This is a genomic window from Marvinbryantia formatexigens DSM 14469, from assembly GCF_025148285.1.
Lineage (GTDB): Bacteria > Bacillota > Clostridia > Lachnospirales > Lachnospiraceae > Marvinbryantia > Marvinbryantia formatexigens.
This window is the reverse complement of sequence record NZ_CP102268.1, coordinates 1112906-1139538: the sequence shown is the minus strand read 5'-3', so window position 1 is coordinate 1139538 and position 26633 is coordinate 1112906. Positions and strand designations below refer to the sequence as shown.

Annotated in this window: 25 protein-coding genes and 1 tRNA gene; 23 read left to right on the top strand and 3 right to left on the bottom strand. The window is 50.3% G+C overall.

The window, feature by feature from the left end; genetic code table 11:
* The first annotated feature begins 23 nt into the window (after positions 1–23).
* The 23 genes from NQ534_RS05610 to radA all read left to right on the top strand — a co-directional run bounded on the left by NQ534_RS05610 (position 24) and on the right by radA (position 24111).
* Entirely contained in the window at positions 24–1715 is a 1692-nt protein-coding gene (locus tag NQ534_RS05610; RefSeq protein WP_006862786.1) for an AAA family ATPase, read from the top strand.
* A 46-nt stretch (positions 1716–1761) separates the two neighbouring features.
* Positions 1762–2742: a sugar-binding transcriptional regulator gene (locus tag NQ534_RS05605; RefSeq protein ID WP_006862787.1), complete on the top strand. Its 981-nt coding sequence runs from the start codon at positions 1762–1764 to the stop codon at positions 2740–2742.
* A gap of 232 nt (positions 2743–2974) precedes the next feature.
* Complete coding sequence (locus NQ534_RS05600) at positions 2975–4066, top strand: MBL fold metallo-hydrolase (RefSeq protein WP_006862788.1); 1092 nt, start codon at positions 2975–2977, stop codon at positions 4064–4066.
* A 23-nt stretch (positions 4067–4089) separates the two neighbouring features.
* Positions 4090–5178, top strand: a complete 1089-nt coding sequence (locus NQ534_RS05595; RefSeq protein ID WP_006862789.1) for a sugar ABC transporter substrate-binding protein — start codon at positions 4090–4092, stop codon at positions 5176–5178.
* A 74-nt stretch (positions 5179–5252) separates the two neighbouring features.
* A complete protein-coding gene (locus tag NQ534_RS05590) occupies positions 5253–6755 on the top strand; it encodes a sugar ABC transporter ATP-binding protein (protein ID WP_040783971.1) in 1503 nt (500 codons plus the stop codon).
* The gene (locus NQ534_RS05585; RefSeq protein WP_006862791.1) at positions 6752–7714 is read left to right on the top strand and encodes an ABC transporter permease; all 963 of its coding nucleotides are present in this window, start codon (positions 6752–6754) and stop codon (positions 7712–7714) included. The genes NQ534_RS05590 and NQ534_RS05585 overlap by 4 nt, the downstream gene beginning before the upstream one ends.
* A 5-nt stretch (positions 7715–7719) precedes the next feature.
* Positions 7720–8694, top strand: coding sequence for an ABC transporter permease (locus NQ534_RS05580; RefSeq protein ID WP_050778334.1), 975 nt, complete (start codon positions 7720–7722; stop codon positions 8692–8694).
* Positions 8695–8768: 74 nt separating this feature from the next.
* A complete protein-coding gene (locus tag NQ534_RS05575; RefSeq protein ID WP_040783975.1) occupies positions 8769–9818 on the top strand; it encodes a hypothetical protein in 1050 nt (349 codons plus the stop codon).
* Between the two features lie 233 nt (positions 9819–10051).
* Positions 10052–10600 (top strand): type III toxin-antitoxin system ToxN/AbiQ family toxin, encoded by a 549-nt coding sequence (locus NQ534_RS05570; RefSeq protein ID WP_006862794.1) that lies wholly within the window; start codon positions 10052–10054, stop codon positions 10598–10600.
* A 252-nt stretch (positions 10601–10852) separates the two neighbouring features.
* Positions 10853–11533 (top strand): orotate phosphoribosyltransferase, encoded by a 681-nt coding sequence (pyrE, locus tag NQ534_RS05565; protein ID WP_040784028.1) that lies wholly within the window; start codon positions 10853–10855, stop codon positions 11531–11533.
* A gap of 30 nt (positions 11534–11563) precedes the next feature.
* The gene (locus tag NQ534_RS05560; RefSeq protein WP_006862797.1) at positions 11564–11722 is read left to right on the top strand and encodes a hypothetical protein; all 159 of its coding nucleotides are present in this window, start codon (positions 11564–11566) and stop codon (positions 11720–11722) included.
* A gap of 14 nt (positions 11723–11736) precedes the next feature.
* Positions 11737–12198, top strand: a complete 462-nt coding sequence (locus NQ534_RS05555; protein ID WP_006862798.1) for a VanZ family protein — start codon at positions 11737–11739, stop codon at positions 12196–12198.
* Positions 12191–12505 carry a DUF6142 family protein gene (locus NQ534_RS05550; RefSeq protein WP_006862799.1) on the top strand — a complete coding sequence of 105 codons (315 nt, stop codon included), beginning with the start codon at positions 12191–12193 and terminating at the stop codon, positions 12503–12505. The genes NQ534_RS05555 and NQ534_RS05550 overlap by 8 nt, the downstream gene beginning before the upstream one ends.
* Positions 12506–12518: 13 nt before the next feature.
* The gene (locus tag NQ534_RS05545) at positions 12519–14573 is read left to right on the top strand and encodes an aminopeptidase (protein WP_006862800.1); all 2055 of its coding nucleotides are present in this window, start codon (positions 12519–12521) and stop codon (positions 14571–14573) included.
* A 101-nt stretch (positions 14574–14674) separates the two neighbouring features.
* The gene (gene purE / locus NQ534_RS05540) at positions 14675–15175 is read left to right on the top strand and encodes a 5-(carboxyamino)imidazole ribonucleotide mutase (protein ID WP_006862801.1); all 501 of its coding nucleotides are present in this window, start codon (positions 14675–14677) and stop codon (positions 15173–15175) included.
* A 104-nt stretch (positions 15176–15279) separates the two neighbouring features.
* Positions 15280–16305 carry a phosphoribosylformylglycinamidine cyclo-ligase gene (gene purM, locus NQ534_RS05535; protein WP_006862802.1) on the top strand — a complete coding sequence of 342 codons (1026 nt, stop codon included), beginning with the start codon at positions 15280–15282 and terminating at the stop codon, positions 16303–16305.
* Positions 16299–16934, top strand: coding sequence for a phosphoribosylglycinamide formyltransferase (gene purN, locus NQ534_RS05530; protein WP_006862803.1), 636 nt, complete (start codon positions 16299–16301; stop codon positions 16932–16934). Before purM ends, purN begins: the two co-directional genes overlap by 7 nt.
* Positions 16931–18205 carry a phosphoribosylamine--glycine ligase gene (gene purD / locus NQ534_RS05525; protein ID WP_006862804.1) on the top strand — a complete coding sequence of 425 codons (1275 nt, stop codon included), beginning with the start codon at positions 16931–16933 and terminating at the stop codon, positions 18203–18205. The genes purN and purD overlap by 4 nt, the downstream gene beginning before the upstream one ends.
* A 52-nt stretch (positions 18206–18257) precedes the next feature.
* Positions 18258–19307, top strand: a complete 1050-nt coding sequence (locus NQ534_RS05520; RefSeq protein WP_006862805.1) for a cadherin-like beta sandwich domain-containing protein — start codon at positions 18258–18260, stop codon at positions 19305–19307.
* A gap of 132 nt (positions 19308–19439) precedes the next feature.
* A complete protein-coding gene (locus NQ534_RS05515) occupies positions 19440–19820 on the top strand; it encodes a GntR family transcriptional regulator (protein WP_040783978.1) in 381 nt (126 codons plus the stop codon).
* 6 nt (positions 19821–19826) lie between these two features.
* Entirely contained in the window at positions 19827–22286 is a 2460-nt protein-coding gene (locus tag NQ534_RS05510) for an ATP-dependent Clp protease ATP-binding subunit (protein WP_006862807.1), read from the top strand.
* Position 22287: 1 nt separating this feature from the next.
* Complete coding sequence (locus NQ534_RS05505) at positions 22288–22698, top strand: hypothetical protein (RefSeq protein ID WP_006862808.1); 411 nt, start codon at positions 22288–22290, stop codon at positions 22696–22698.
* Positions 22699–22701: 3 nt separating this feature from the next.
* Positions 22702–24111: a DNA repair protein RadA gene (gene radA / locus NQ534_RS05500; protein WP_006862809.1), complete on the top strand. Its 1410-nt coding sequence runs from the start codon at positions 22702–22704 to the stop codon at positions 24109–24111.
* A 110-nt stretch (positions 24112–24221) separates the two neighbouring features.
* Here the strand turns inward: radA and NQ534_RS05495 are convergent.
* The 3 genes from NQ534_RS05495 to NQ534_RS05485 form a co-directional block, all read right to left on the bottom strand.
* A tRNA-Trp gene (locus NQ534_RS05495) sits at positions 24222–24292 on the bottom strand.
* A 175-nt stretch (positions 24293–24467) separates the two neighbouring features.
* Entirely contained in the window at positions 24468–25142 is a 675-nt protein-coding gene (locus NQ534_RS05490; RefSeq protein ID WP_006862811.1) for an Ig-like domain-containing protein, read from the bottom strand.
* Between the two features lie 221 nt (positions 25143–25363).
* Positions 25364–26632: a PepSY domain-containing protein gene (locus tag NQ534_RS05485; protein WP_006862813.1), complete on the bottom strand. Its 1269-nt coding sequence runs from the start codon at positions 26630–26632 to the stop codon at positions 25364–25366.
* Position 26633 lies beyond the last annotated feature (1 nt).

The window sequence follows — 26633 nt, the reverse complement described above, 5'->3', positions numbered from 1 at the left end:
CGCAGGCAGGAGGTGAGAGCGGAATGGATACAAAAAGAAAGATGCTTCCCATCGGAATCGAGAATTTTGAGGAAATCCGTACAGAAGGCTTTTATTATGTGGATAAAACCGGGATGATTAAGGAATTGCTGGAAAACTGGGGCAAGGTAAATCTGTTTACCCGTCCGCGCAGGTTCGGCAAGTCTTTAAATATGAGTATGCTGAAATACTTTTTTGACGTGAACACCGACCCGGCGCTTTTTGACGGTCTTAAAATTTCGGAGGAAAAAGAGCTGTGTGAAAGGTATATGGGAAAATTTCCGGTCATCTCTGTATCGCTGAAGGGGCTTAACGCTATCTCCTATGAAAAAGCGCTGGAGATGGCGGTGCCGGTGCTCCAGGGGGAAATCAGGCGTTTCCAGTATCTTCTGGAGAGCGAACGGCTTACGCAGCGCGACAAAGAAGCCTACGACAGACTGCTGGACGCAGAGGTAAGCGAGGGAGCCCTGTGCAACAGTCTGAAGGTTCTGTCAGAGCTGCTCTTTAAGCATCATGGAGAAAAGACGGTTATATTAATTGATGAGTACGACGTGCCTCTGGCGAAAGCCTTTGAACAGGGATATTATGAGCAGATGGTGTTATTCATCCGTAACCTGTTTGAGCAGACATTGAAAACAAACGAAAGCCTGCAGCTTGCGGTGCTCACTGGCTGTATGCGCATTTCAAAAGAAAGCATTTTTACTGGGTTGAATAATCTGCGGGTGCTGACGATTGCAGAGGTCAGATTTGATGAATATTTCGGATTTACGGACACAGAAGTAAAAAATTTATTGGAATACTATGGGTTGTCCGCAAATTATAAAGTGGCGAAGGAATGGTATGATGGTTACCAGTTTGGCAATGTTGATGTATACTGTCCGTGGGATGTAATTAATTATTGTGATGCTCTGAGGGCAGACCGTGAGGCGCAGCCGCAGAATTACTGGTCAAATACCAGCAGCAATGATGCGGTAAGACGTTTCATACAGCAGGCGGATACGTCGGCTGTAAAACAGGAGATTGAAAAGCTGGTTGCCGGAGAGACGATTCGAAAAGAAATCCGTCAGGAGCTGACCTATCAGGATATGTACAGTACGGTGGATAACATCTGGAGCGTCCTTTTTACGACGGGCTATCTCACGCAAAGGGGAAAGCCGGATAAGAAAACTTTCTGTCTTGCGATTCCGAATATGGAAATACGGGAAATTTATACGGAACAGATCATGGCTCTTTTTAAGGAGGACATGCGCAGCAACAGAGCGGATACAGAAGCATTCTGCCGGGCGCTGCAGGATGGCGATGCGGCGGAGGTGGAGAAGCGTTTTACAGATTTTTTGAGAAGAACGATCAGTATCCGGGACACCTTTGTGAAAAAACGTCTGAAAGAAAACTTTTATCATGGGATTTTGCTTGGAATCCTGAGCTGCTATAACGCATGGATCGTATCTTCCAATGAGGAAGCGGGAGATGGATACAGCGATATTCTGCTTATGATGGAAGATGAGGAAACCGGCGTGGTGATCGAGGTGAAATATGCGGAAAACGGAAATCTGGACGAGTGCTGCCGGAAGGCGCTTGAGCAGATTGAGGAGAATCATTATGAAGAAACGCTCCGGGACGAAGGAAGCACGCATATTTTGAAGTATGGGATTGCCTGTTACAAAAAGCGCTGCAGGGTGATGCTTGCAAAGAATTAACAGGTGTTTTTCAACTACAAAGGAATACTGAAAAAGGGAGCGGGTTATGGCAAGACACGACGGAGCTATAAGGGATGATAAGCTGGCTATTTATTCGCAGGTTGCCCATATGTATTATGAGCTTGGAATGATGCAGCCGGAGATAGCGGAAAAATTGTATTTTTCCAGGTCGAAGGTAAGCAGAATACTTCAGAAGGCGCAGGACCTTGGGATTGTTGATATCAAAGTAAAGCATTATCTGTCGCGCGTGCATTCATATGAAAATGAATTAAAAAGAAAGTTTGGAATCGGCAATCCCGTCGTCCTGACAAGCTTTGAGGGGGACCAGACATCAAATGCTATGGACGGGCTGATAAATTATGCGGCGCTGTATATTTCGGACAGGCTGAAGGGAGACTGTGTGTTCGGGATTACGGGCAGCCATAATGTAACGCGGACGGTACATATGCTGCGGAAGCAGCACGATTGTAATCTGAAGGTTGTGCAGACTATTGGCGCCAGCATCAATCAGGATATGTCGGCAGAGCTTGTAGAATTTCTGGCGAATACATTTGGCGGCAAGGCTTATGTTTTAAATACGCCGGTGTATGTAGACGATCTTGCTGTTAAGGCAGAGCTGATGCGGGAACCGGCAGTTTCAGATGCAATGTATCTGATGAAGAAATGTGATTTGATGCTGATGAGCATCGGAACCTTTGATGTAAAAGGAGATATGCCAAACTGGTGGGGATATATGACGGAGAAGCACCGTCATGAACTTCAGAAGAAAGGCGCGGCGGGAAGTCTGTGCGCTCAGTTTTTTGATTTGGACGGAAACTGGATAGACTGTGAATGGAACCGGAAGTGTGTCAGCATTCCGTGGGAATATCTGGTAAACGGAAAAGAGCGCATAGTGATTGCGCACGGACCTTCAAAGGTACGCGGAATGCTGGGAGCGCTTCGCGGAAAACTCATAGATGTTTTAATTACAGATACCATAACGGCAGCAGCCGTATTGGAATTACAGGATAAAATAACGGGCAGATAACAACAGTGGAAGAAAAACCGGCGAGAGCCGGTTTTTTGTCGCTCTGGTGGGAATAAATAGAAAAAATGGAATTATGTACAAAAAATAAACAGAATCAGCAAATTAAAATACAAAATTGCACATAATTGCATTTACTAAAGTAATATAGCATGGTATAATCTGTACAACTTCAGAAGAGGTGAGAAAAAGAAAACAGCAGAACGCACATTACAATTTGAGAAGGAGGCTTTTTATGGGTGTATTTGATGAAAAGAAAGAAATCCGCCGGTATGAGGATTCGATTCCGGACAGTAAGGGGACAGGGGTTCCACGAAAAATGACCAGGGAAATCTGGCTGGAGGAGTGCTTTCCGGAATGGCACTGTATGCTGAACCAGGAGATTGAGAAGGCGGAATTTCCGGAAGGGTCTTTTGGAATGTGGATGCTGGGCGGACCGAGCTGGGCGTATAAATCGGCAGGCGGGGCAACATTTCTGGTAGACAATTATTCGGGATCCTCTCTGTGCAGCAATTACGAATACTGCGGTGTATGCCGGACGACCGGGGCGCCGAAGCTGCACTGGATGCGGATTAACCCGCATGTAATCGACCCGTGGAAGTTTAAAAGGCTGGATTATGTGTTTGCAACGCATCATCACCAGGACCATGCGGATTATTACACAGTACAGGCTACACTGCAGACAACAGACTGCAAATTTGTCGGACCAAAGAATACCTGCAGCCTGTTCCGCCAGTGGGGCGTACCGGAAGAGCGCATCGTGGAGGTAAAGCCGGGCGACCGGTTCCAGTGTCTGGATGTAACAGTAAAGGTAGAGCGTAATTATGACAGTATGGCATGTATGACGGGAGATTATAAGCCGGGAGATACGCTTGACTTTGATTCGAATGCAGTATCCTTTATTTTTGACACGGGCAGGCATTCGGTAATCTTTCTGGGTGATACGCTGTATAACGATGGCTATAAGGCGGTTGGACAGCGCAACAAGATTGATGTGGTTGTCACGGATATGGGATACAATGCTCCGGGAGGAACCGATAAAATGAATCCGTGGGATGTGATGCGCGTGACGGAAAATCTTGGCGCGAAGGTAGTAATTCCGGATCATTATGAAAACTGGGCAAGCAGTGAAATCAATCCGCATCAGCTCCAGAGGATTGTCCGGGAAAATCATCCGGGAATGGTTGCCTGCATCATGAAGAGCGGCGGAATGTACGAATATCCGCGCGATGCCGCTATGTGGGAGTACAAATATCCCGACTGGCAGGAGCGCTATGACTGGGAAAAGAGCTATGTTTATGGAAATGCCGGAAAAGAAGAGACATAATTCACGAAAAAGGAGGGTTATCTATGAAGAAACTAATGGCGATTGCTGCAGCGACTCTGCTGCTTACTACATCCATGACAGCAATGGCGGAGGGCGTTGCTTTCAATGACCCGGCTGCTGAGAGACCGGAGTCGATTGAATATCCGGTAGAAGGACTGTCCTGGGCTGCAACCACAGATGTGAAAGTAAATGGCGATTATACGATTGCCATGATTGTAAAAAATAATACGAATCCGTTTATGAACGGGGTGCTGAACGGTTTCAGCAAGGCAGCGGAGGATATCGGCTTTGAAGCCATGCTGCTTTCCCCGCAGACAGCGGACAGCAATGAAGATCAAGTCCGTCTTGTGGAAGATATGATTCAGAGCGGCGTAGACGCTATCTGCATTCATCCGGTAGATTCCAATGGAATCGTTCCGGCGCTGGAAAAGGCATGGGATGCCGGTATCCCGGTGCTTGTGCAGGGCACGCAGGCGAATACAGACAAAATATACGGCTGGTATGGAACAAAATATGCGGATGAGGCGACACTGATTGCGGAATATCTTGCAGAAAAGCTGGACTACAAGGGAAATGTTGTTTACATTACCGGTCCGCAGCAGGCGCAGAACGCGATTGATGAAATTAATGCCACGCATGCAGTGTTTGAGAAATATCCGGATTTGAATCTGATTGAGGAGCAGCCAGGAAACTTCAATAGAGCAACCAGCATGAGCGTTATGGAGAATCTGATACAGAAATACAGCGAGGATGATATTGACTGGGTTATCGGCGGAAACGATGAATGTGCGATGGGCGCGATTGCCGCAATGGAAAATGCCGGCTGGAAACTTGGCTTTGAGGACGGCGGTATCGGCGTATCCGGAATCGACTGCAATAAGGATGCCTCCTATGCAATGCAGGAGGGGACGCTTACCGTTTCTGTGAATCCGGACCCGGTATCGCTGGGATATATTGGGGCGGCATTTCTGGTGAACTATCTGAATGATGGAGATTTATTCCCGGAATATGTGGCATGGCCGGATTTCCAGACAGCGGATGATGTTGTGATTGATGCGTCCAACATTGATAACTATATTGAAAATTTGGCTTGGTGGAAAGACCCAAGTTAGGGATTAAAAAATGAGGGTGTCCCGAAAAGAATACTTCCGGGGCACCCTTACACTTTCATATTGGGAGGATGCATATGACGCCATTGATGAAACTGGAACATATAGACAAGCAATTTCCGGGCGTGAAAGCACTGACGGATGTGAATATCGAATTTTACGCCGGAGAGATACATGCTCTGGTTGGTGAAAACGGAGCCGGAAAATCAACGATGATAAAGATTATTCTGAGCGCTTACAAGCCGACCGCGGGGAAAATATATTATGAGGGAAAAGAAATACAGCTTACCGGTCCGCTGGAAGCATCCGCACTCGGCATAGAAGCCGTTCATCAGGAATTGATGCTGGTACCATACTTAAGTGTTGCGCGCAATATTTTTCTGAACCATGAGCCCAAAAGACCGGGAACCGGTCTGTTTGATGTCAGAGAGATGGAAAGAAGGGCAAAAGAACTGCTGGAGGGCTTCGGCGTCTGTATCGACGTTACCCGTCCGGTAAAAGAATTCAGCGCCTCTGTCTGGAAGATGATTGATATTGCACGTGTGGTGAATCTGAAGCCGAGAATGATTATTTTTGATGAACCTACCGCAATTCTGTCGGAACGCGAGGTGGACAGTCTGATGAAAAAGATTCTGGAGCTGAAACGCGAGGGCGTTGCCATTATTTATATTTCTCACAGACTGCAGGAGATTGAAAAGCTGGCGGATAAGATATCAATACTGCGTGACGGGCATCATGTGGGGACGATGTCCGGAGAAGGCATGAATGAGGAAGAAATTGTAAAACGCATGGTTGGGCGTGATGTTTCCAGTTTTTACAGCCGGAGGATTAATCCGCAGGGAGAGGAACTGCTGCGCATGGAGCACGTTAATCTGAAAAAGGGGCAGAAGGATATTTCCCTGAATGTTCACCGGGGAGAAATTGTCGGTCTTGCCGGGCTGGTCGGTGCAGGACGTACGGAGGTGGCAGAGAGTCTGTTTGGCATGAACCGCATTCTGTCCGGCGAAATTTATTACCGGGGAGAGCGGATAAGACCACGCTCAGTATCGGCAATGATTAATCGCGGAGCTTATCTTGTGCCGGAAAACAGAAAATATGAGGGGCTGGTTCTGCGCTTTTCGGTGGCGGCGAATATAGCGCTGAGTGCGTTTGGGCGCTGGAGCCGCTTCTTTTACAATAAGAAGAAAGAAACAGAGAAGGCGGAAGAGATGATTCACGCATTGTCAATCAAAACACCGGGAAGGACGCAGCTTGTCGGGAATCTGTCCGGCGGAAATCAGCAGAAGGTAGTAATTGGTAAGGCAATGGTGACGGAATCGGAGTTTCTGATTTTTGATGAGCCTACCGTCGGCGTGGATGTGGGAGCAAAGGAAGAAATCCACAATCTGATGGATGAATTTGTGAGAAAGAACGGGGGAATTCTGATGATTTCCAGTGATTTGCCGGAGATTATCGGTATGTGTGACCGTGTCTATATTATGTACGAAGGAAAGATTGTCAGGGAACTTCAGAGGGAGGAGCTGTCGGATAAGAACATTGCGGGTTATATGCTCGGAGCGAAAGGCGGGGATGGACAATGAACAATAAAAAACCGCGAAGAAGCGTGCTGCAGGCGGCGGGCAGTGTGGAACCTGTGGTATGGATGCTTGCGATTATCGTTATTACGTTTGCTTTTACAGGGGAGCAGTTTCTGACATGGGGAAACGCTGTGAATATTATTAAACAGGCATCGCCGTTTCTGATACTGGCGCTGGCAGAGACAATGGCAGTGCTGGTCGGGCAGATTGATTTGTCGGTTGGAAACAATATGGCGTTCTGCACAGTGATAATCGCCATGATGATAAACGCCGGGATACCGGTCTGGCTTTCCGCGATAGCGGGAATCCTGACAGGTGCATGCTGTGGTCTGCTGAACGGAGTGTTTATCGCACGGTTTAAGGTGCCGGCATACATTACTACATTCGGCTTTGGAACCATGTTTTATGGGATTGGCTCCCTGATTACAGGTGGAATTTCTGTTCCGGCGCTCAATGAGCATTTTAGGTTTCTGGCGGATGGAAGTGTGTGGAAGATTCCAATGGTTATGATACTGGCGATACTGGTATTTTTTATGGTCTGGATTCTGGTGTACCGCACTGCATTTGGAAGAAATATGTATGGTCTGGGAGGAAACCGGGAAGCGCTGTTTTTGGGCGGGGTTAATCCGGTAAAGGCAGAAATCATGGTGTTTACAGTGGCAGGTGTGCTTGTCGGAATAGCCGGTGTGCTGTTTGCTGCGCGTTCTGCGTCCGGACATCCCGATTATGGAAAGCAGTGGGAGTTTAATGCGATAGCGGCAACGATTATCGGCGGGAACTCCTTTTCGGAGGGGAATGGAAATATTTTTAAGACGGTCATGGGTGTGTTGTTTATTCAGATACTGAAAACCGGGTTGAATATTTCGGGGGTATCGCCCCAGTCACAGTCATTTCTGATGGGAGTTATTGTGGTGGCGGCAATTTCCATTGACGTACTTCTGAAAACAAGGAAGGAGGCGTAGTGATTATGAAAAATCAGAAAAAAGATTTTTTCGGCATTTTCTTTGAAAGCGGACTTTACCGGATAGGGATTCTTGCAGTGATGTGTCTGGTACTGGCGCTTGTTTCCGACAATTTCTTTAAGGTAAGTAATTTCATGAATATATTGCGTCAGTCTTCTGTATTACTGGTTCTTGCTGCATGCGCTACCGGTTGTATTCTGACGCATGGCATCGACAACTCGATTGGAGGAGTTATGTCGCTGTGCGGATGTGCGTGCGGATGGTTTCTGAATAATGATTTTTCTGTGCCTGCGGCAATCATCCTGACGATTCTGGTGGGAATATTGTTTGGCGCGATCAACGGATTTCTGGTTGGCGTTGTAAGAATACCGCCGTTTGTTTCCACGTATGGCGTAAGCTATATTGCAAATGGTCTGGCATTGATATTGATGGGGTCTGATATTTTTTCGGGTTTTCCGAAAAGCTTCCGCAGCCTTGCATCGGGGAATATTTTCGGCTTTCCGGTGATCATGATAATTGCCCTGGGCGTAACATTGCTGATGTATCTTTGCTTTCAGCGAAGCAATTTTGGAAAGCAGGTGTATTGTGTGGGTGCTAATTATACCACGGCAAAATATTCCGGAATCAATACGCTGCTGACATTATTTATTGTGTATATTCTCAGCGGCTGCGGAGCTGCGATCGGTGGAATCCTGCAGGTGGCGCGCCAGAGTGCGGCACAGGCGGGAATGGGAGATACGTTTCAGATGACGGCGATTGCCGCTATTGTAATTGGCGGAACTTCCATGTCCGGAGGAGAAGGCAGTGTGTTTGGAGCAATCATTGGCGCCCTGATTCTTACATTGATTGTAAATGCCATGAACCTTCTGGGGGTTCCAGCTCTGGCGCAGTCGATTGTGACAGGCGCGATTATTGTGCTGGCAGTGCTTCTGGATGTGCAGCTGAAACGGATACAGGCAGCGCGCTCAGCAGCAGTATGATTGCTTCCGGCATTTGATGAAGTGCATGTGTGTTAGAAAAACATATGGGAAAACCACGAAAGGGAAAAAGAGCTATGAAGATTGAGAAAAAGAAGATGGCAGATTTGTCGATGGTATATGTGACAGCGGAATTGTCCCTGCAGGGAAAACGCTATCTGGCAGCAGCGAGCGAGGCGAAAGGGGAGAGCGCGTATATTTTTAATCCGGAAACCGGGGAATATGCACCTCTCTGGAAAGGGGATACCGGTGTTATGAATATTGTCCAGCTTCCGGGACAGGAAAAGCTGCTGGCGATTGTACGGTTTTATCCGGTGTTTCAGTCAAAGGAGGCGGCGGTCTGCCTGCTGGAGCCGACGGCAAAGGGGTATATGAGTCCGTGGAATTTGCGTGAGGTATTCCGGCTTCCATTCTGCCACCGGATTGGAGTGGTGAAAAATGACAATGGTCTGTTTATTCTGGGATGCCAGCTCTGCCGTGATAAGGATTTCCAGGAGGACTGGTCGCAACCGGGGGCGCTTTTTATGATACCGGTTCCGGATAAGCCGGAGGGCGAATGGAAAATGACAAAAATATTTGACGGTCTGACAAAAAATCATGGATTATTTATCGAAGATGAGAACCAGGTCTATATCTGTGCGGAGAATGGGGTGATGCACTTTGATTTATCCGGTTACCGGCCCGGTGACACGGCGGTTCCTGTACTTCTGACAGCAACACCCACCAGTGATATTTCGATTGCAGAGCTGAATGGTCAAAAGTATGCGGGCGTCATAGAGCCATTTCACGGGAATACAGCGGCTGTGTACCGGATAACAGATACCGGTTATGAGCAGATACGGCGTTATGACATTGATTTCGGGCATGTTATCTGGATTGGAGAGCTTTTTGGAAAGCCGTTTTTAATTGTCGGAAGCCGCGGAGGAGAAAAGAAACTGGAACTGATAAATCTGGAAACGGATGCCCGTACACTTCTGGAGGCGGGAGTGGGACCGACGCAGATAAGCGTATACCATGAGGAAAATATGGTTAAAATTCTGGCAGCAAATCATGGGTCCGGCGAAGTAACTCTGTACAGTCTGCAGGAAGAAATTTTACCGGCGGGATTTCGTGATGGCAGACAATAGTGTAATAAATGAGGCATTGAGATTAGCAAAGAATTAATAATTTTTTCAAAAATGGTTGATTTTTTATGGGTAGCTGGCATATAATATAAATACAGATAGGAGACTATCTTCGGGAGAGTCCCTGCCATATAGTGGGAAGTTTTAAACTCGGGAGAGTCCCTGCCATATAGTGGGAAGTTTTAAACTCAAAGGAAGTGCTGGTCCACTTCCTTTTCTTTTATGGAGAATGCAAAATGATAAATGAATTTAAAATTTATAGCATATCAGACCGATATGTCGATTTCTTGAGACAAAAGGTTCCGAATGTGTATTCTAATAAAGAAAACCATCGGACGCATACGAGAAAATACATAGGAATTTGCTTAAAAATTGAGGAATTTTGTTATTATATTCCTATGTCTTCGCCCAAAGAATCAGATTATCAAGTGGCAGGGCAGAACAGGGTGATAAGAAAGAGTATTGTACCAATTATGAGGATTGTTGTGAAGAACAGCCAGGGTGTTAAAGAATTAAAGGGAACTTTGCGTATCAGCCATATGATACCAGTGCCGGAGAAAGAGCTGAAATTATATGATATAGATTCAGAGACAGACTTGCGTTATAGAGATTTAATACAAGACGAAATTATCTTTATTCGTAAGTACAAGGATAAGATTGCCAGTAATGCTAAGCTGTTGTATAAACAAAAGCAGGAAGGAGATATAACGGCAGGATATGTAAAATCAGCATTGGATTATAAAGTGCTGGAAGAGTTATGCAAAGAATATTCATTGCGGGAATAAAACCCGTTTTTTGTGAATTGCTGTGATGACACAGCAATTTTTTCTTATGCGTCGGAATGGAATTAATCCTTAATCTTATGAAATTCCCGAATTGAAAAACCCTATTGGATATGTTAGAATTGAAAAGAGTTTAACCGTTCCTTTCCGGAATGCAAAGATACTATAAGAAATCAGACGGAAAGCAGAACGCGGGAAGTATCCGGAAAAGAGTAAGGGCAGAGCAGACCCATAAAGATGGAGGTTTTAGGAAACATGGAAAGCTACAAACAGGAATTTATTGAGTTTATGGTGGATTGCCAGGTGTTGAAGTTTGGCGAGTTTGTTTTAAAAAGCGGCAGAAAGTCCCCGTTTTTCATGAATGCGGGCGGTTATGTGACGGGCGCGCAGCTCAGGAAGCTGGGAGAGTATTATGCAAAGGCGATTTATGACAGATACGGCGCGGATTTTGACGTGCTGTTCGGACCGGCGTACAAGGGGATACCGCTGGCGGTAACCACCTTGATTGCATTCAGCGAGCTGTATGGCAAGGAGATACGCTACTGCAGCGACCGCAAGGAGGAAAAGGACCACGGCGCGGATAAGGGCGGCTTTCTGGGCAGCAAATTAAAAGACGGCGACCGCGTGGTGATGATTGAGGATGTGATCACCTCCGGAAAATCGATGGAGGAGACCGTGCCCAAGGTACGCGGCGCAGCGGACGTGAAAATCGTGGGTCTGATGGTGTCGCTGGACCGCATGGAGGTCGGAAAGGGCGGAAAGAAGTGCGCGCTCGATGAGGTGAAGGAGCTGTACGGTTTTGAGACGAACGCCATTGTCACCATGAAAGAAGTGGTGGAATATCTGCATAATAAACCGTATAAGGGAAATATCATAATTAATGATGAAATAAAAGCCGCGATCGATGCGTATTATGCGCAGTACGGCGTAAAATAGCAGGATAGAAAGCAGTAAAGGAGACGGACTATGAATGAAAACGAAAAAATATACCGTACACTGAGCGCGACGGGCGCCGGTGACATCGTGATTGGTATACTGGTAATCGTGGTTGGTCTTGCCGCGGGGATTCTGGCGGTTGTGAACGGGGCGAGACTTCTTGCTTCGCGGAAACATGTAATGCTGTAGACCGGGGTGTTCAGGTGAAGATAGAAACAAAACGAAAAATACAGGCGCTCAGCACCGTGCTGTTTATCCTGTATCTGTTTCTGCTGACTTACTTTCTGTTTTTTGCAGAGAGCTTTGACAGAATGTACACGGAGCGGGAGTATGCTTACAATCTGGAGCCGTTTAAGGAAATCCACCGTTTCTGGACATACCGGGAGGAGCTTGGGTTCCTGGCGGTGTTTACCAATCTGGCGGGCAACGTAATCTGCTTTATGCCGTTCGGGGCGATTTTGCCGGTGCTGAACAGAAAGGCGCGCAATTTCTTTGTGATTACGTTCCTGAGCTTTGAATTCAGCCTGCTGGTGGAGTGCGCGCAGCTTATTTCCAGGGTCGGCAGCTTCGATGTCGACGACCTGATGCTGAATACCATCGGCGGCGTGCTTGGATTTCTGATATTTACCATATGCAACCAGGTGAGGAGAAAACGATATGGCTAAAAAGATGATGTATTCCTTCACGGAAAAGAAAAATTCTGTAAATGGGATTATCTCGACAATCATGGGCGGCATTTCGCTGGTATTTCTGCTGGCGATGATCTACGCCTCCTATTATATGCGCGGAGACGCCGGAATTTATGCCGGGGCGTTCGGGCTTTGCGGGCTGATTTTTGCTCTGGCAGGCTTTATTGTCGGCATCCGCAGCTTTTCAGAAAAAAATATCAAATATAAATATCCGAAAATCGGCTCGGTGCTCAGCGGGACCGTATTTGTCATCTGGCTGGCGCTGTATCTGATTGGGGTGTAGAAGGAGGGAATGGATGATGCAGCAGGACGAACTTGTGCTGGAACGATTTGCTCTGGCTTCGGAGCGGATCGCGCAGATTGCGGACCGCGCGGAGGTGCCGCAGCCGTTTGCAGGCTATTTCCAGAAGACAGCGGCGTTTATTTTGCAGATAAAAGAATTGTACGGAGAGATTTCCGGGGGAAAGACAGAAGCGTATTCTCTGCAGCAGTGGCAGCAGGTGAACCATGCGCTTTACGAGGACATCCTTCCGGAACAGTATGATACAAGCTATGGAAATCCGGCTTACGCGGTAGATACTCTCGGAGAGGTGCACGGGCGGATTCTTTCTTTTTTATATACGGAGATACGCAGCATGATTCCGGCGGCTTTTGAGGAGGAGCTGGCGGATATCACTTCCCTGTGCGAGCTGTTTATCGAGGTTTACAACTGTTTTGAGGAAGAGGAGCTTCCCACCTACCGCCGGATTCAGCAGATCGTTTACTGGCATGTGAGCGACTATGCAGATATGCTGGTGGAAAAGCATGTCCGCCGGGCGGTGGACCCGTCGCTGGATTTTGCCGTGCGCATTATCACGGAATCCGATCTGACGGACATGCGCTATCTCTACCGGTACGGCGAATATGTCTCCGAAAACGAGCTGCGGACGGCGGCGTTTTTAAATTCCCTTCCGCAGGAGGAAATCGACAGGATGGCGTCCGTTTACACGGAGGGCTACCGCATCGGCTTCATTCTCGGAAAAAAGGATCTGTCGAAAAAGAAGACGGTGAATATCCGCTACCGGCTCGGCTTTGAGCGGATGATACGCAGGGCGATAGAAAATTTTGCGCAGATGGGGCTGCAGCCGGTGATTTACCGGGCGGCGGCGCACAGCGTCAACCGCCGGCAGCATGAGCGTGTCGGGTATTACGGGGCTGTTCCGAACCCGCAGTTCGATTACGACCATAAGGGTGACAGTGCCATTTACCTTGATAAGGCATTTGTGGAGCGCAAGCTTGGCGTGCTGCGCACAGCTTACGAAACGTATAAGGAGCTGGCGTATGTACATGCCGGTCCGGCGCTTGTGGAGACCTTCGGGGAAAATCCGTTTGCACCGGAGAATAAGGATGCGGCTTACCGGCTTTCCGAAAAGCAGCAGCATCTTTCCGTGGAACTGGCAAATGAAACGATGCAGATCACAAACCGCTACATTAAGGGCGAGGAGCGCAGCTTCACGATTATCGCGTTCCCGGTGCCGGAAATCGGGGATAATTTTGAAGAGATATTCCGGGAGACGGTAAAGATTAATACGCTGGATTATCATCTTTACCAGCGCATCCAGCAGACCATCATCGATACGCTGGATACGGGCGTGCAGGTGCACATCCTTGGAAAGAACGGCAACCATACCGATTTGACGGTGCAGCTTCCTGAACTGAAGGATCCGGAGAAGGAAACACTGTTTGAAAACTGCGTGGCGGATGTGAATATTCCGGTGGGCGAGGTGTTCACTTCCCCCAGACTTTCGGGGACGAACGGACGGCTGCATGTCACGGAGGTGTATCTGAACGGACTTTGCTATCATAATCTGGACATCACCTTTACAGACGGCATGATTACGGACTATACCTGTACTAATTTTGATACGGAAGAGGCAAACCGCGGATATATCCGCGAAAACGTGCTGTTCCACCACGACACTTTGCCGATGGGCGAATTTGCGATCGGCACCAATACCACAGCATACATGGTGGCGGAAAAGTATCAGATCGCGGATAAGCTGCCGATTCTGATTGCGGAAAAGATGGGACCGCATTTTGCGGTCGGCGATACCTGCTATAGCTGGGCGGAGGACACGGCGGTGTTCAATCCGGACGGCAAAGAGATCATCGCCAGAGACAACGAGGTGTCTCTGCTGCGTAAAACCGACGTGGCAAAAGCGTACTTCGGATGCCATACGGACATCACGATTCCCTATCGGGAGCTGGGACTGATTGAGGTGATTACGGCGGAAGGCGCGCGTATCCCCATTATCGAGGACGGGCGTTTTGTTCTGCCGGGCTGTGAAGAGCTGAACAGTCCGTTACGTTAAACTGAGAGAACCGTAACAATCGCCCGATGGATGTTGACAAGCAAGAAAAGAATTAGTACAATGGAAACAGTTATTACAGAATTGTTAAAGGAGAAAATATCATGGCAAAAGTTGGAATTGTAATGGGCAGCGACTCTGATATGCCGGTTATGGCAAAGGCGGCGGACATTCTGGACAGGCTTGGCGTGGAATACGAAATGTCCATCATTTCCGCACACCGCGAGCCGGATACCTTTTTTGAATATGCAAAATCAGCCGAGGCAAAGGGTTGGAAGGTCATCATTGCGGGAGCGGGCATGGCGGCGCATCTGCCGGGCATGTGCGCGGCGATTTTCCCAATGCCGGTCATCGGTATCCCGATGCATACCAGTTCTCTGGGCGGCAGGGATTCCCTGTACTCCATCGTGCAGATGCCGTCCGGTATTCCGGTGGCGACTGTGGCGATCAACGGCGGTGCAAATGCCGGACTGCTTGCGGCGAAAATTCTTGCCACCTCTGACGACGCTCTTCTGGAGCGCCTGAAGGCTTACTCAAAGGAGCTGAAGGAGCAGGTGGAGGCAAAGGATGCGAGACTGAAGGAAGTTGGCTATAAAGCATACTGATAATGCCGCACCCGGAAGGCGCAGGGCATAAAAAGTTGCCGGAGTGAACAGTAACAAATCCGGGACTTCATGAATAAAAAGGAACAGGCGAGAGGAGAACAGTTATGGATTACAAGAATGCGGGCGTAGACATCGAAGCCGGATATAAATCCGTGGAGCTGATGAAGGAGCACGTAAAACGCACGATGCGGGAAGAGGTCCTGGGCGGTCTGGGCGGATTTTCCGGCGCGTTTTCACTGGCGAAGATTAAAAATATGGAGGAGCCGGTGCTCTTATCCGGCACGGACGGCTGCGGCACCAAGGTGAAGCTGGCGTTTATTCTGGATAAGCATGATACCATCGGCATCGATGCGGTGGCAATGTGTGTAAACGATATTGCCTGCGCAGGCGGTGAGCCGCTGTTTTTCCTGGATTACATTGCCTGCGGCAAAAACTATCCGGAAAAAATCGCTGCAATCGTTGGCGGCGTGGCGGAGGGCTGCGTGCAGTCTGACTGTGCGCTGATCGGCGGCGAGACGGCGGAGCATCCGGGATTGATGCCGGAGGACGAATACGACATCGCAGGCTTTGCGGTGGGCGTGGTAGATAAAAAGGATCTGATTACCGGAGACAATATCAAGGCGGGCGACACTCTGATCGGCATCGCCAGCTCCGGCGTACATAGCAACGGATTTTCACTGGTGCGCAAGGTATTCCCGATGGATGCGGCATCCTTAAATACCTATTATGACGAGCTTGGAAAGACTCTGGGCGAGGCGCTGCTGGCGCCGACCAGAATTTACGTAAAGGCGCTGCGCAGCGTAAAGGAAGCGGGCGTGTGCGTGAAGGGCTGCAGCCACATCACCGGCGGCGGCTTCTATGAAAATATTCCGAGAATGCTGCCGGACGGCGTGCGGGCAGTGATAAAGAAGGACAGCTACGAGGTTCCGGCAATCTTTAAAATGCTTGCGAAGGAAGGACAGATTGCGGAGCAGATGATGTATAATACCTTCAACATGGGCATCGGCATGGTGATTGCCGTGGATGCGGCGGATACAGAGAAAGCCGTTGCAGCCCTGGAGGCGGCAGGCGAGACGGCTTATGTCATCGGCAGTGTTGCCGAAGGTGAGAAAGGCGTGGAATTATGCTGAGAATGGTAGTGCTGGTATCCGGAGGCGGGACGAACCTGCAGGCGATTATCGATGCACTGGCTGCCGGAAAAATTACCAATGCCAAAATTGCGGCGGTAATCAGCAACAACCCGAATGCCTACGCGCTGAAGCGCGCAGAGCAGGCGGGTATTGAGGGCGTATGTGTTTCCCCGAAGTCGTTTGGGACGCGCGACGAATTTAACCGGGCGCTGCTCGCGAAGATTCAGTCATATGCGCCGGATCTGATTGTGCTGGCGGGCTGTATGGTGGTCATTCCAAAAGAAATGGTGCAGGCGTATCCAAACCGCATCATCAATATCCATCCGGCGCTGATTCCGTCTTTCTGCGGAACCGGCTACTATGGGCTGCGGGTGCATGAAAAAGCGCTGGAGCGCGGCGTAAAGCTGACCGGGGCGACGGTGCATTTTGTGGATGAGGGGACGGATACCGGACCGATTATCCTGCAGAAGGCGGTAGCGGTGCGGGAGGACGACACGCCGGAGACGCTGCAGCGGCGCGTGATGGAAGAGGCTGAGTGGCAGATTATGCCGCAGGCGATAAACCTGATTGCAAACGGCAGAGTGAAGGTGGAAGACGGCAGAGTGAAGATAAGCGGAGGAGAAAAATGAAGGTACTGATTGTAGGGAGCGGCGGCAGAGAACACGCGATTGCATGGAAGGTCGCACAGAGTCCCAGAGTGGAAAAAATATACTGCGCGCCGGGAAACGCCGGCATAGAGCAATATGCCGAGTGCGTCAATATCGGCGCGATGGAGTTCGAAAAACTGGCGGCATTTGCAAAGGAAAAAGAAATCGACCTTACGGTGATCGGCATGGACGACCCGCTGGTGGGCGGTGTTGTGGATGTTTTTGAAAAAGAGGGGCTGCGAGTATTCGGACCGCGCGCGAACGCGGCGATTCTGGAGGGCTCCAAGGCGTTCTCCAAGGATTTGATGAAGAAATATCACATTCCGACGGCGGCATATGAGAATTTTGACGACCCGCAGGCGGCGCTTGCCTATCTGGAGACGGCGAAGTTCCCGATCGTTTTAAAGGCGGACGGGCTGGCGCTCGGAAAGGGCGTGCTCATCTGCAATACACTGGAGGAAGCGCAGGCGGGCGTTAAGACCATCATGCTGGATAAGCAGTTCGGCGCTTCCGGAAACCGCATGGTAATTGAAGAATTTATGACAGGCAGAGAGGTGTCCGTGCTCTCGTTTGTGGACGGAAAGACCATTAAGACCATGACGAGCGCGCAGGACCATAAGCGCGCGGGCGACGGCGATACCGGGCTGAACACCGGAGGTATGGGAACCTTTTCCCCAAGTCCGTTCTACACAAAAGAGATTGATGAATTCTGTCAGAAATATATTTATCAGCCGACCGTGGACGCGATGGCGGCGGAGGGCAGAGAATTTAAGGGCATCATTTTCTTCGGTCTGATGCTGACGGCGGACGGTCCGAAGGTTCTGGAGTATAACGCCAGATTTGGAGACCCGGAGACACAGGTGGTGCTCCCGCGCATGAAGACGGATATTGTGGATGTCTTTGAGGCGTGCATTGACGGCACGCTTGATAAGGTAAACCTGGAGTTTGCGGATAATGCGGCGGTCTGCGTGGTACTCGCTTCTGACGGCTACCCGGTAAAATACGAAAAGGGGCTGCCTATCCGTGGTCTGGAAAACTTTGCGGACAAGGATGGATATTATGTGTTCCATGCCGGCACGAAGCGCACAGAAGCGGGCATTGTGACAAACGGAGGACGCGTGCTCGGCGTTACCGCCACCGGAAAAGACCTGAAAGAAGCACGCGCGAACGCTTATGAGGCAGTAAACTGGATTGATTTTGATAACAAATATTATCGTCATGACATCGGAAAAGCCATTGATGAAGTATCATAGTTGGGGGCTTTCGTCCGCAACATTATAAAAAGTGCAAAAGAGAGGTAATATCATGAAAACACGGAAAAGAACATTTCATTGTGCGGTTTCCATTATCGTTGCGGCGCTGTGGCTGATGTGCATGACGGCGTCCGCCTCATCGGGGGATAATTCCCTGTACAGCCTGGGGCTGGAAAACGCCTCCTCCTGTTCACCGGAATTTGTATATTCCACATGGGAGTACAATGTTACTGTCCCGGCGGGCACGACCGAGCTGCTGCTCGACCCGGTTACGTCGGATGCAACCGCAAGGATTACGGACATCAGCGGCACGCAGATCGGCGAGGACGGTACCACCACGGTCTATATCACGGTAGAGGCGGCGAACGGCGCACGGGTATCCTATACGCTGTATGTGACCACGGAAGAGGGCGAGGCGCAGACGGAGACGCAGGCGACGGAAAGCCAGGAAGCGCAGCAGGCGTCGGAGGAAGCCCAGAGACAGTCGGAGCAGGCAGCCAGCGAGGCGGCGCAGCGGCAGATTGAATACGAGCAGGCGAAAAACCAGGTGACCACGCTAACAAACGAAAACGAGGACCTGACAAACCGCATCGACCTTCTGATGAAAATCATGTATGGTCTGGTGGGCTTTGCCGTACTGCTTCTGTTCTTCCTGATCAATCAGAGCCTTCGCAACAAGGACCTGAAGGAAGACCTTAAAGAAGCAAGAGGACAGGCGGAGGATAGCAGGGAGTTTACACGCAAGGAACAGAATATGCAGCAGACCTATTATTATAACCCGCAGCAGAATATGCCGAACGGCATGGATTCTGCGAGAAAGGCTCCGGAGAGAACCTATACTGCACAGCCGGTGGCGGACGCTTCGGCGAGTGTGAGGGAAACCTTCGGAAATGCTTCCCAGGTACTGCATGCACAGCCGGGACCGGGACAGGTAAACGCACCGGTGCAGAAGCAGGAAGAGGCTGCAAAGCCGGAGACGCCGGCGGCACCGCAGAGCGCAGCGCCGCGCCGCGCAGAGGATGCGCAGGGCACGGAGGAACCTGTCATGGTGCAGGGACAGTCGGACGAGCCGGACGTGAATGTAGAAATGATTGATTTGTAAAGAGACGGGGATAAAGGAAAAAAGAGGGACTGCCGCGCGATACGGCGGTCCTTTTTCCATAAAAATCTGCTTGCATCTTTTGTCAACTGTGCTATAATGTGTATAACAAACCGGGAAATGGAAGTGGTACAGATGATAATTGAAATTGATTTTCAGAGCGACGAGGCAATCTATATACAGCTCAGAAACCAGATTATTCTTGGCATTGCAACGTCCGCCATTCACGAAGGGGATGCGCTTCCCTCGGTGAGGCAGATGGCGGACGATATCGGCATCAATATGCACACGGTAAATAAGGCATATTCCGTATTGCGCCAGGAGGGTTTTCTCCAGCTTGACCGCAGAAGAGGAGCGGTGGTCGCCCTGGATTCCGATAAAAGGCAGGCTATGGAGGAAATGCGCAGCTCATTGCGGGTCCTTCTGGCAAAGGGCTGCTGCAAGAATATTACCGGGGAAGAAGTCCATACGATGATTGACGAGATTTTAGACGATATGAAAAACGGAAGGATGTAAAGAGATATGCAGTATACACAACAGGCGGCGCATGCGCTGAAGCTGGCGCAGCAGGCGGCGAAGAAATGCGGACAGAGCTATATCGGCTCCGAGCATCTGCTCCTGGGTCTGCTGGAGGAGGGCGGCGGCATGGCATCTGCAATTCTTCAGCAGCATCAGGTGAGTGAGGAAAAGGTGATGGAGCTGGTCCGCGATCTGATCGTGCCGGAGGGCACGCTCATGGAACCGGAGAATGTGCGCTATTCCCCGCGCGCGGAGGCGATTCTGGAGCAGGCGGAGGCGGAGGCGCGCTTTTTCCGTCAGAAGGAGACGGGCACGGAGCATCTTCTGCTTGCCATCCTGAAGGATACGGACTGCGTGGCGATGCGTCTTCTTCATACGATGGGCATCCAGGTGCAGAGGGTCTTTATGGATGTTCTGGAATGCCTGGGGCTGGAGGAATCGCGCTACCGGGAGTATGTCCAGCAGATGCAGGACAGAGGTCCGGAGGCGTCCGGCGATATGCTGGAGCGCTACAGCAGAAATCTGACGCAGCAGGCGGCGGACGGAAAGCTGGACCCTGTCGTTGGAAGAGAAAAGGAAATCCGCCGGATTATCCAGATCCTCGGCAGGCGCACAAAAAATAACCCCTGTCTGATTGGAGAACCGGGGGTCGGCAAGACGGCAATCGTCGAGGGGCTTGCGCAGCGGATCGTTGCGGGCGATGTTCCGGACGTTATCCACGGAAAACAGCTTTATACGCTGGATATGGCGGCGATGGTGGCGGGCTCCAAGTACCGCGGCGAGTTTGAGGAGCGGATTAAGCGGGTCATCCAGGAGGTCAGCGCCCGCAATGATGTGCTGTTATTTATTGACGAGCTGCACACTATTATCGGGGCTGGCGGCGCCGAGGGCGCGATGGACGCCTCCAATATTTTAAAACCGGCGCTCTCGCGCGGGGAAATGCAGTTGATTGGCGCGACGACCATCACAGAATACCGCAAATATATTGAAAAGGACCCGGCGCTGGAGCGCAGGTTCCAGTCGGTTTCGGTGGAAGAGCCCGGCGAGGAGGATGCGATTGCCATCCTGAAGGGGCTGCGCCCGAATTATGAGGCGCATCATAAGGTAAAAATTACGGACGAGGCGATAGAGGCGGCGGTGAAATATTCCGCACGCTATATCAGCGACCGTTACCTGCCGGATAAGGCGATAGATCTGATTGATGAGGCGGCTTCCGGCAAACAAATCAGCGGAACTTCCGTGCCGGACGGCATAGAGAAGCTGCAGGCGGCAGCAGAAGAGCTCTCCGAAAAGAAAGAGCAGGCTATCATCCAGGGAAACTGGGAGGAAGCGCAGGAGCTGAACCGCGTGCAGGAGGCGGTGCTGAAAAAGCTGGCGGCCGCGCAGAAGCGGCTGGACCAGAGAGGCGGCGCCCGCTGCCCGGAGGTCGGCGAGGAGGATATCGCGGAAATTGTGTCCATGTGGACGAAAATCCCAGTCCAGCGGCTGGCGGAAAAGGAGACAAAGCGGCTGATGAAGCTGGAGCAGACGCTGCACAAACGTGTCATCGGGCAGGACGAAGCGGTCACGGCGGTGGCAAAAGCGGTCAAGCGCGGCAGGGTGGGTCTGAAGGACCCGGCGCGTCCGATCGGCTCCTTCCTGTTTCTGGGTCCGACCGGCGTCGGCAAGACCGAGCTTTCCAAGGTGCTGGCGGAGGTCGTGTTCGGCAGCGAGCAGTCGATGATCCGCGTCGACATGTCGGAATATATGGAGAAGCACAGCGTATCCCGTCTGGTCGGCTCTCCGCCCGGATATGTCGGGTACGAGGAGGGCGGTCAGCTCAGTGAGAAGGTGCGCCGCAATCCGTATTCCGTTATTTTGCTGGATGAGGTGGAAAAGGCTCATCCCGATGTATTCAATATTCTGCTGCAGGTGCTGGACGACGGTCATATTACCGATGCACAGGGCAGAAAGGTAGATTTTAAAAATACGATTATCATTATGACCTCGAATGCGGGAGCACAGGCGATCGTCGAGCCGAAAAAGCTCGGTTTTACCGCGGTGAATGATGAAAAACAGAATTACGAGCGCATGAAGGGCAGTGTGATGGAGGAAGTAAAGCGGCTCTTTAAGCCGGAATTCCTCAACCGTATAGATGAGATCATTGTGTTCCGTTCCTTAAATAAAGAGGAGATTGACCGAATCGTGGCGCTTCTTCTGAAGGACTTTGAGGAGCGGTGCAAAAAGCAGATGGACATCAGACTGAGCATTGGTCCGTCTGTGAAAAAATTTATTGCCGAAAAGGGATACGACCCGAAATTCGGCGCGCGTCCGTTAAAGCGTGCGATTCAGTCGCATGTGGAGGACGCCCTTGCGGAGGAAATTTTATCCGGTCGCATTTCGGCGGGCGATGCAGTAACCGCAAGAATGGCGAACGGTAAAATAAAATTTGAAAAACAGAAGGATAAAGTGGGAGGACAGTGACATGTCAGTAGTAGAAAGTTTAATCTGCAAAGAAAACGACGGAACCATCAGCTTCGGAAATTACCTTCTGGACGCAAAGTCCAAGGTATCGGATTTTGAAAACGCCGGTGACCTTTACAAGGTAAAATCATTCCGCGAGATTACCAAGCTGGAAAAAAATGAGAGATTCGTCTACGAATCGGTTCCGGGAACGGCGGTGCACCATCTGAAAGAGACCGGCAGCGGAATGGAATTTGAGGTGGAGGGCGCGCAGGACGTGCAGATTACAGTGGAAATGGAAGCAGACACTGTATATGAAATCGAAATTGACGGCGAGAGCATTGGAACGATGAAAACGAATTTAAGCGGAAAGCTTTCCTTAAGCGTCGAGCTGGAGGCAGGCAGAGGCGTTTCCGTGAAGATTGTGAAGTAAGAAATGGCAAAAGCAAAAGGAACCGTATTTTTCTGCCAGAACTGCGGGTATGAATCGGCAAAATGGCAGGGGCAGTGTCCGGGCTGCCATGAGTGGAATACCTTTGTGGAGGAACCGGCTGCGCCGAAAAAGAGCGCTGCCGCAAAGGGCGGGCGCGCGCCGGTATCCGGACCCGGCACAGAGCCGGTGCGTCTCTCCGAGATACGCGCAGACGAAAGCGAGCGCACCTCGTCCGGCATGGCGGAGCTGGACCGCGTGCTGGGCGGCGGCATCGTGTCCGGTTCGCTGATACTGGTGGGCGGCGACCCCGGTATCGGCAAATCGACGCTGCTTTTGCAGGTCTGCCGCGACCTGGTCAACCGGAAGCATACGGTGCTTTATATCTCCGGGGAGGAATCGGCGCGTCAGTTAAAGCTGCGCGCGCAGCGCGTCGGGCGCTTCGAGGAGGAGCTGATGGTGCTCTGTGAGACAAATCTGGACACTATCTGCGAGGTGCTGCAGCGGCAGAAGCCGGAGTTTGTGGTGATTGATTCCATCCAGACCATGTACAGCGAGGAGGTGGCGTCGGCGCCGGGGAGCGTCTCCCAGGTGCGCCAGGCTACCGGTGTGTTCATGCAGATTGCAAAGGGCATGGGCATCACAGTATTTCTGGTCGGACATGTTACGAAGGAGGGCGTTGTGGCGGGACCGCGTGTGCTGGAACACATGGTTGATACCGTGCTCTATTTTGAGGGCGACCGCCATGCCGCTTACCGTATCCTGCGCGGTGTGAAAAACCGTTTCGGCTCTACCAATGAAATCGGCGTTTTTGAGATGCGTGATACCGGGCTGGTGGAGGTGGAAAATCCTTCGGAATATATGCTGAGCGGCAAGCTGGAAAATGCTTCCGGCTCCGTTGTTGCCTGCTCTATGGAGGGAACGCGCCCGGTGCTGGTGGAAATCCAGGCGCTGGTCTGCCAGAGCAACCTGCCGATGCCGCGCCGTACCACGGCGGGAACCGATTTCAACCGTGTAAATCTGCTGCTTGCCGTGCTCGAAAAACGCGCGGGTATCCGGCTTTCCTCCTGCGATGTTTACGTCAATATTGCCGGCGGCATCAAAATGACGGAACCGGCAATCGACCTCGGTCTTATTCTGGCGCTGGTTTCCAGCTACAAGGATATCGCCGTGGATGAAAAGCTTATCGCCTTCGGCGAGGTGGGCTTAAGCGGTGAAATTCGTGCGGTCAATATGGCAAAGCAGCGCGTCGACGAAGCCAGAAAGCTTGGCTTTACCACCGTGCTGATGCCGGAGGTCTCCGTCCGCAGCGTCGGAAAAATCCCCGGACTGAAAATCGTCGGTCTTAAAACCGTGCGGGAAGCTGTGTTCTATATACTCAGCGGAGAAGATTCCGGCTTGCCGTTTTCCACATAAGCGGGGACGGCAGGCGGACGCGGTCCCTGGCGTGAATAGTTGTAAATGACTGGAATGACTACTTATATCATAACAAAAAGCACCGTAAATACGGTGCTTTTCAGATTGAGCAGGGGATGAGAGAATCGAACTCCCGCTAAAAGTTTTGGAGACTTCTGTCATACCATTTGACCAATCCCCTGTGCGTTGCTCGCCATATATTTATAGCACAGCAAAAGAAAATTGTCAATAAATTTTCATTATTTTTATCAACAGAAATTTTCATTATTTTTATCAACAGATTTATCATACACGGGAGACAAAAAACATCCCCTTCTGGTTCCGGCAAAACCAAAAGGGGATGCTTTTAAATAGAATCAGTCGAAATCTCCAAACTTTCTTTCCAGATAGTCTTCCGCTTTATCGGCATAGCTGTCAGCGCTTTTCAGCTTTTTCTTTAAGGAATTGTACTGGCTGGCGGTAAGTTTGCCGGAGCGGTAAAGACTCTTTATGGTATCTTCCAGCTCGTCGAGCTGGTCTTCGATTTTTTCAATCTTGTTTTCATAGGTCTGCGCCTGCCTGCGGGCTGCAGAGTAGCCGCTTTTAACGGTTGCTTTTTTGATGCTGTTGTAAATATCCTTAAGATTTTCGGTGCAGGAACTGATTTTTTTCGTGTAGCTGCTGACAGATACGGCAGAGGAATTCTTTACCGTAATTTTTTTGCTGGCTTTTAAGTTTGTGCCCCTGATTGATACGGTGATAGTTGCGGTTCCCGCCTTTAAAGCTTTAATTTCTGTCTCATCGTCGTAGTTTTCCAGAATCCGGATTACTTTCGGGTTGCTGCTGGTCCACACAATATTTTTGTCTCTGACCTTCGCGCTCTTTGGAGTAATCTTTGTATCCAGCTCATTTTTCTGACCGACCACCATTGTTTTCAGCGTCCCGGTGATAGAAATTTTCTTTGCAGCTGCCGCGGAAGCTGTGACAGACAGGGAAAGAAGCATAATGAATGTCAGCAGCAGCGGAAATAGTTTTTTCGCGTTGTTTCTCATAATAGTTTCCTCCTTTGATGTGTGACTGTTTGTTATACCATATTAATACATCCGCCTGCCGTTTTATTGCAGGCATTTTTAATTTTTTGGAAAAATTTTCAGCTGGGTGGCAAACGGCGGTGTGGTCTTTTGCGGATTGCCGCACGTTCTTCACAGAAAAATTCCACCTGTGCGGCGAATGCCTGGGCACAGGTGGAAATGCTGCTGTCTGTGGAGGATGATCAGGGGTACGCTTTGGCGATGTGTGTATATTCCAGAATCTCTCCTGTAGAAGGATTGATTTTATACTCATATTCATATTCGCCGGCGACAAATTCCACATCAAAAAATGCTGTCTCCTGCTCATAAGCGGGCGTTATTTTGGAAAATAAAATATCCTCCAATGCAACCCCGGCATGGTCCGCGGCAATGACAAGCGCCTGTTCATTGCTGATTCCGGAGATAGTCTCTTCGTATTCCAGCTCCTGCAGCTCGGCTTCCAGAAGGTCGGCGCGTTTCCATTCGGATTCCCATTCCAGCAAATCGCCGTCCGCAGCGTCCAGCTCATATTCATATTTATATTCGCCTTTATAAAACTCTACCTCATAAGTGACAATACCGCTTTTATAATCCATAGCAACCTGGAGGTAACGGACATCCGCCGGATCCATTCCGGAAAAATCGAATGCAAGCTCCGCCGCTTTCTCTTCTCCGATATAGTTTTTTGAGCTGGCAGTGCCCAGAGCCTGCGCATCGCCCAGCTCGAAGCCCTGTGAGCTGGCAAGCAGATTAATATCATTGACGGACAATGCGGCGACATCGGAGGCAGTCAGAGCAGAATTCTGGGAGGCAATCTGACATGCCAGAGCTGCTTTTCCCTCAGAAATATGAAACTGACCGGCGAGCTCCTGATACTGCGTCTCGCTGGCGGTCAGATTCTGGCTGATAACGGCTCCCTCGATAGAAGCTCCGTCAAATGCCTGCTGTATGCACTGTGTCAGTTCGGTCTGCAGTTCTTTCCCGGATTTCACGTCCTCGTCCAGCACGCTGAGGAGAACAGAATTTTCCATCTCACTGAGATATCCCGCCTTTACCATAGCGCCAATCAGTGCGTTTACAGCCACGTCGATATCCGTTCCCTTCAGATTCATTTCGCCCAGAATGGTTTTACCGTCCTCGTTTAACGCATTCACTCCGGTGACTCTGTTTAAGCGGTTGACTTCAAGAGATATGCTGGGATTTACATCCAGGGACACGACCGCGCTTCCGCCCAGATAATAGCGCCCGCCCGAAAAACCGAGAATGAGCAGCAGCACGGCGGCCGCCGCGCTCCGGTATCTGCGGCGCATATAGAATGGCAGAGCTTTGCCGGTATGCAGGGGTAGTCCGTTATCCGCAGAGGCATGCCGGGCATCCTGGCAGGCTTCCCGGATGACAGGGTACACATCGGGAGTGATTTTCTGCATGGCATTCCGGTATTGTTCTTCTGCTGGAATATGTTTCCGTTTCATG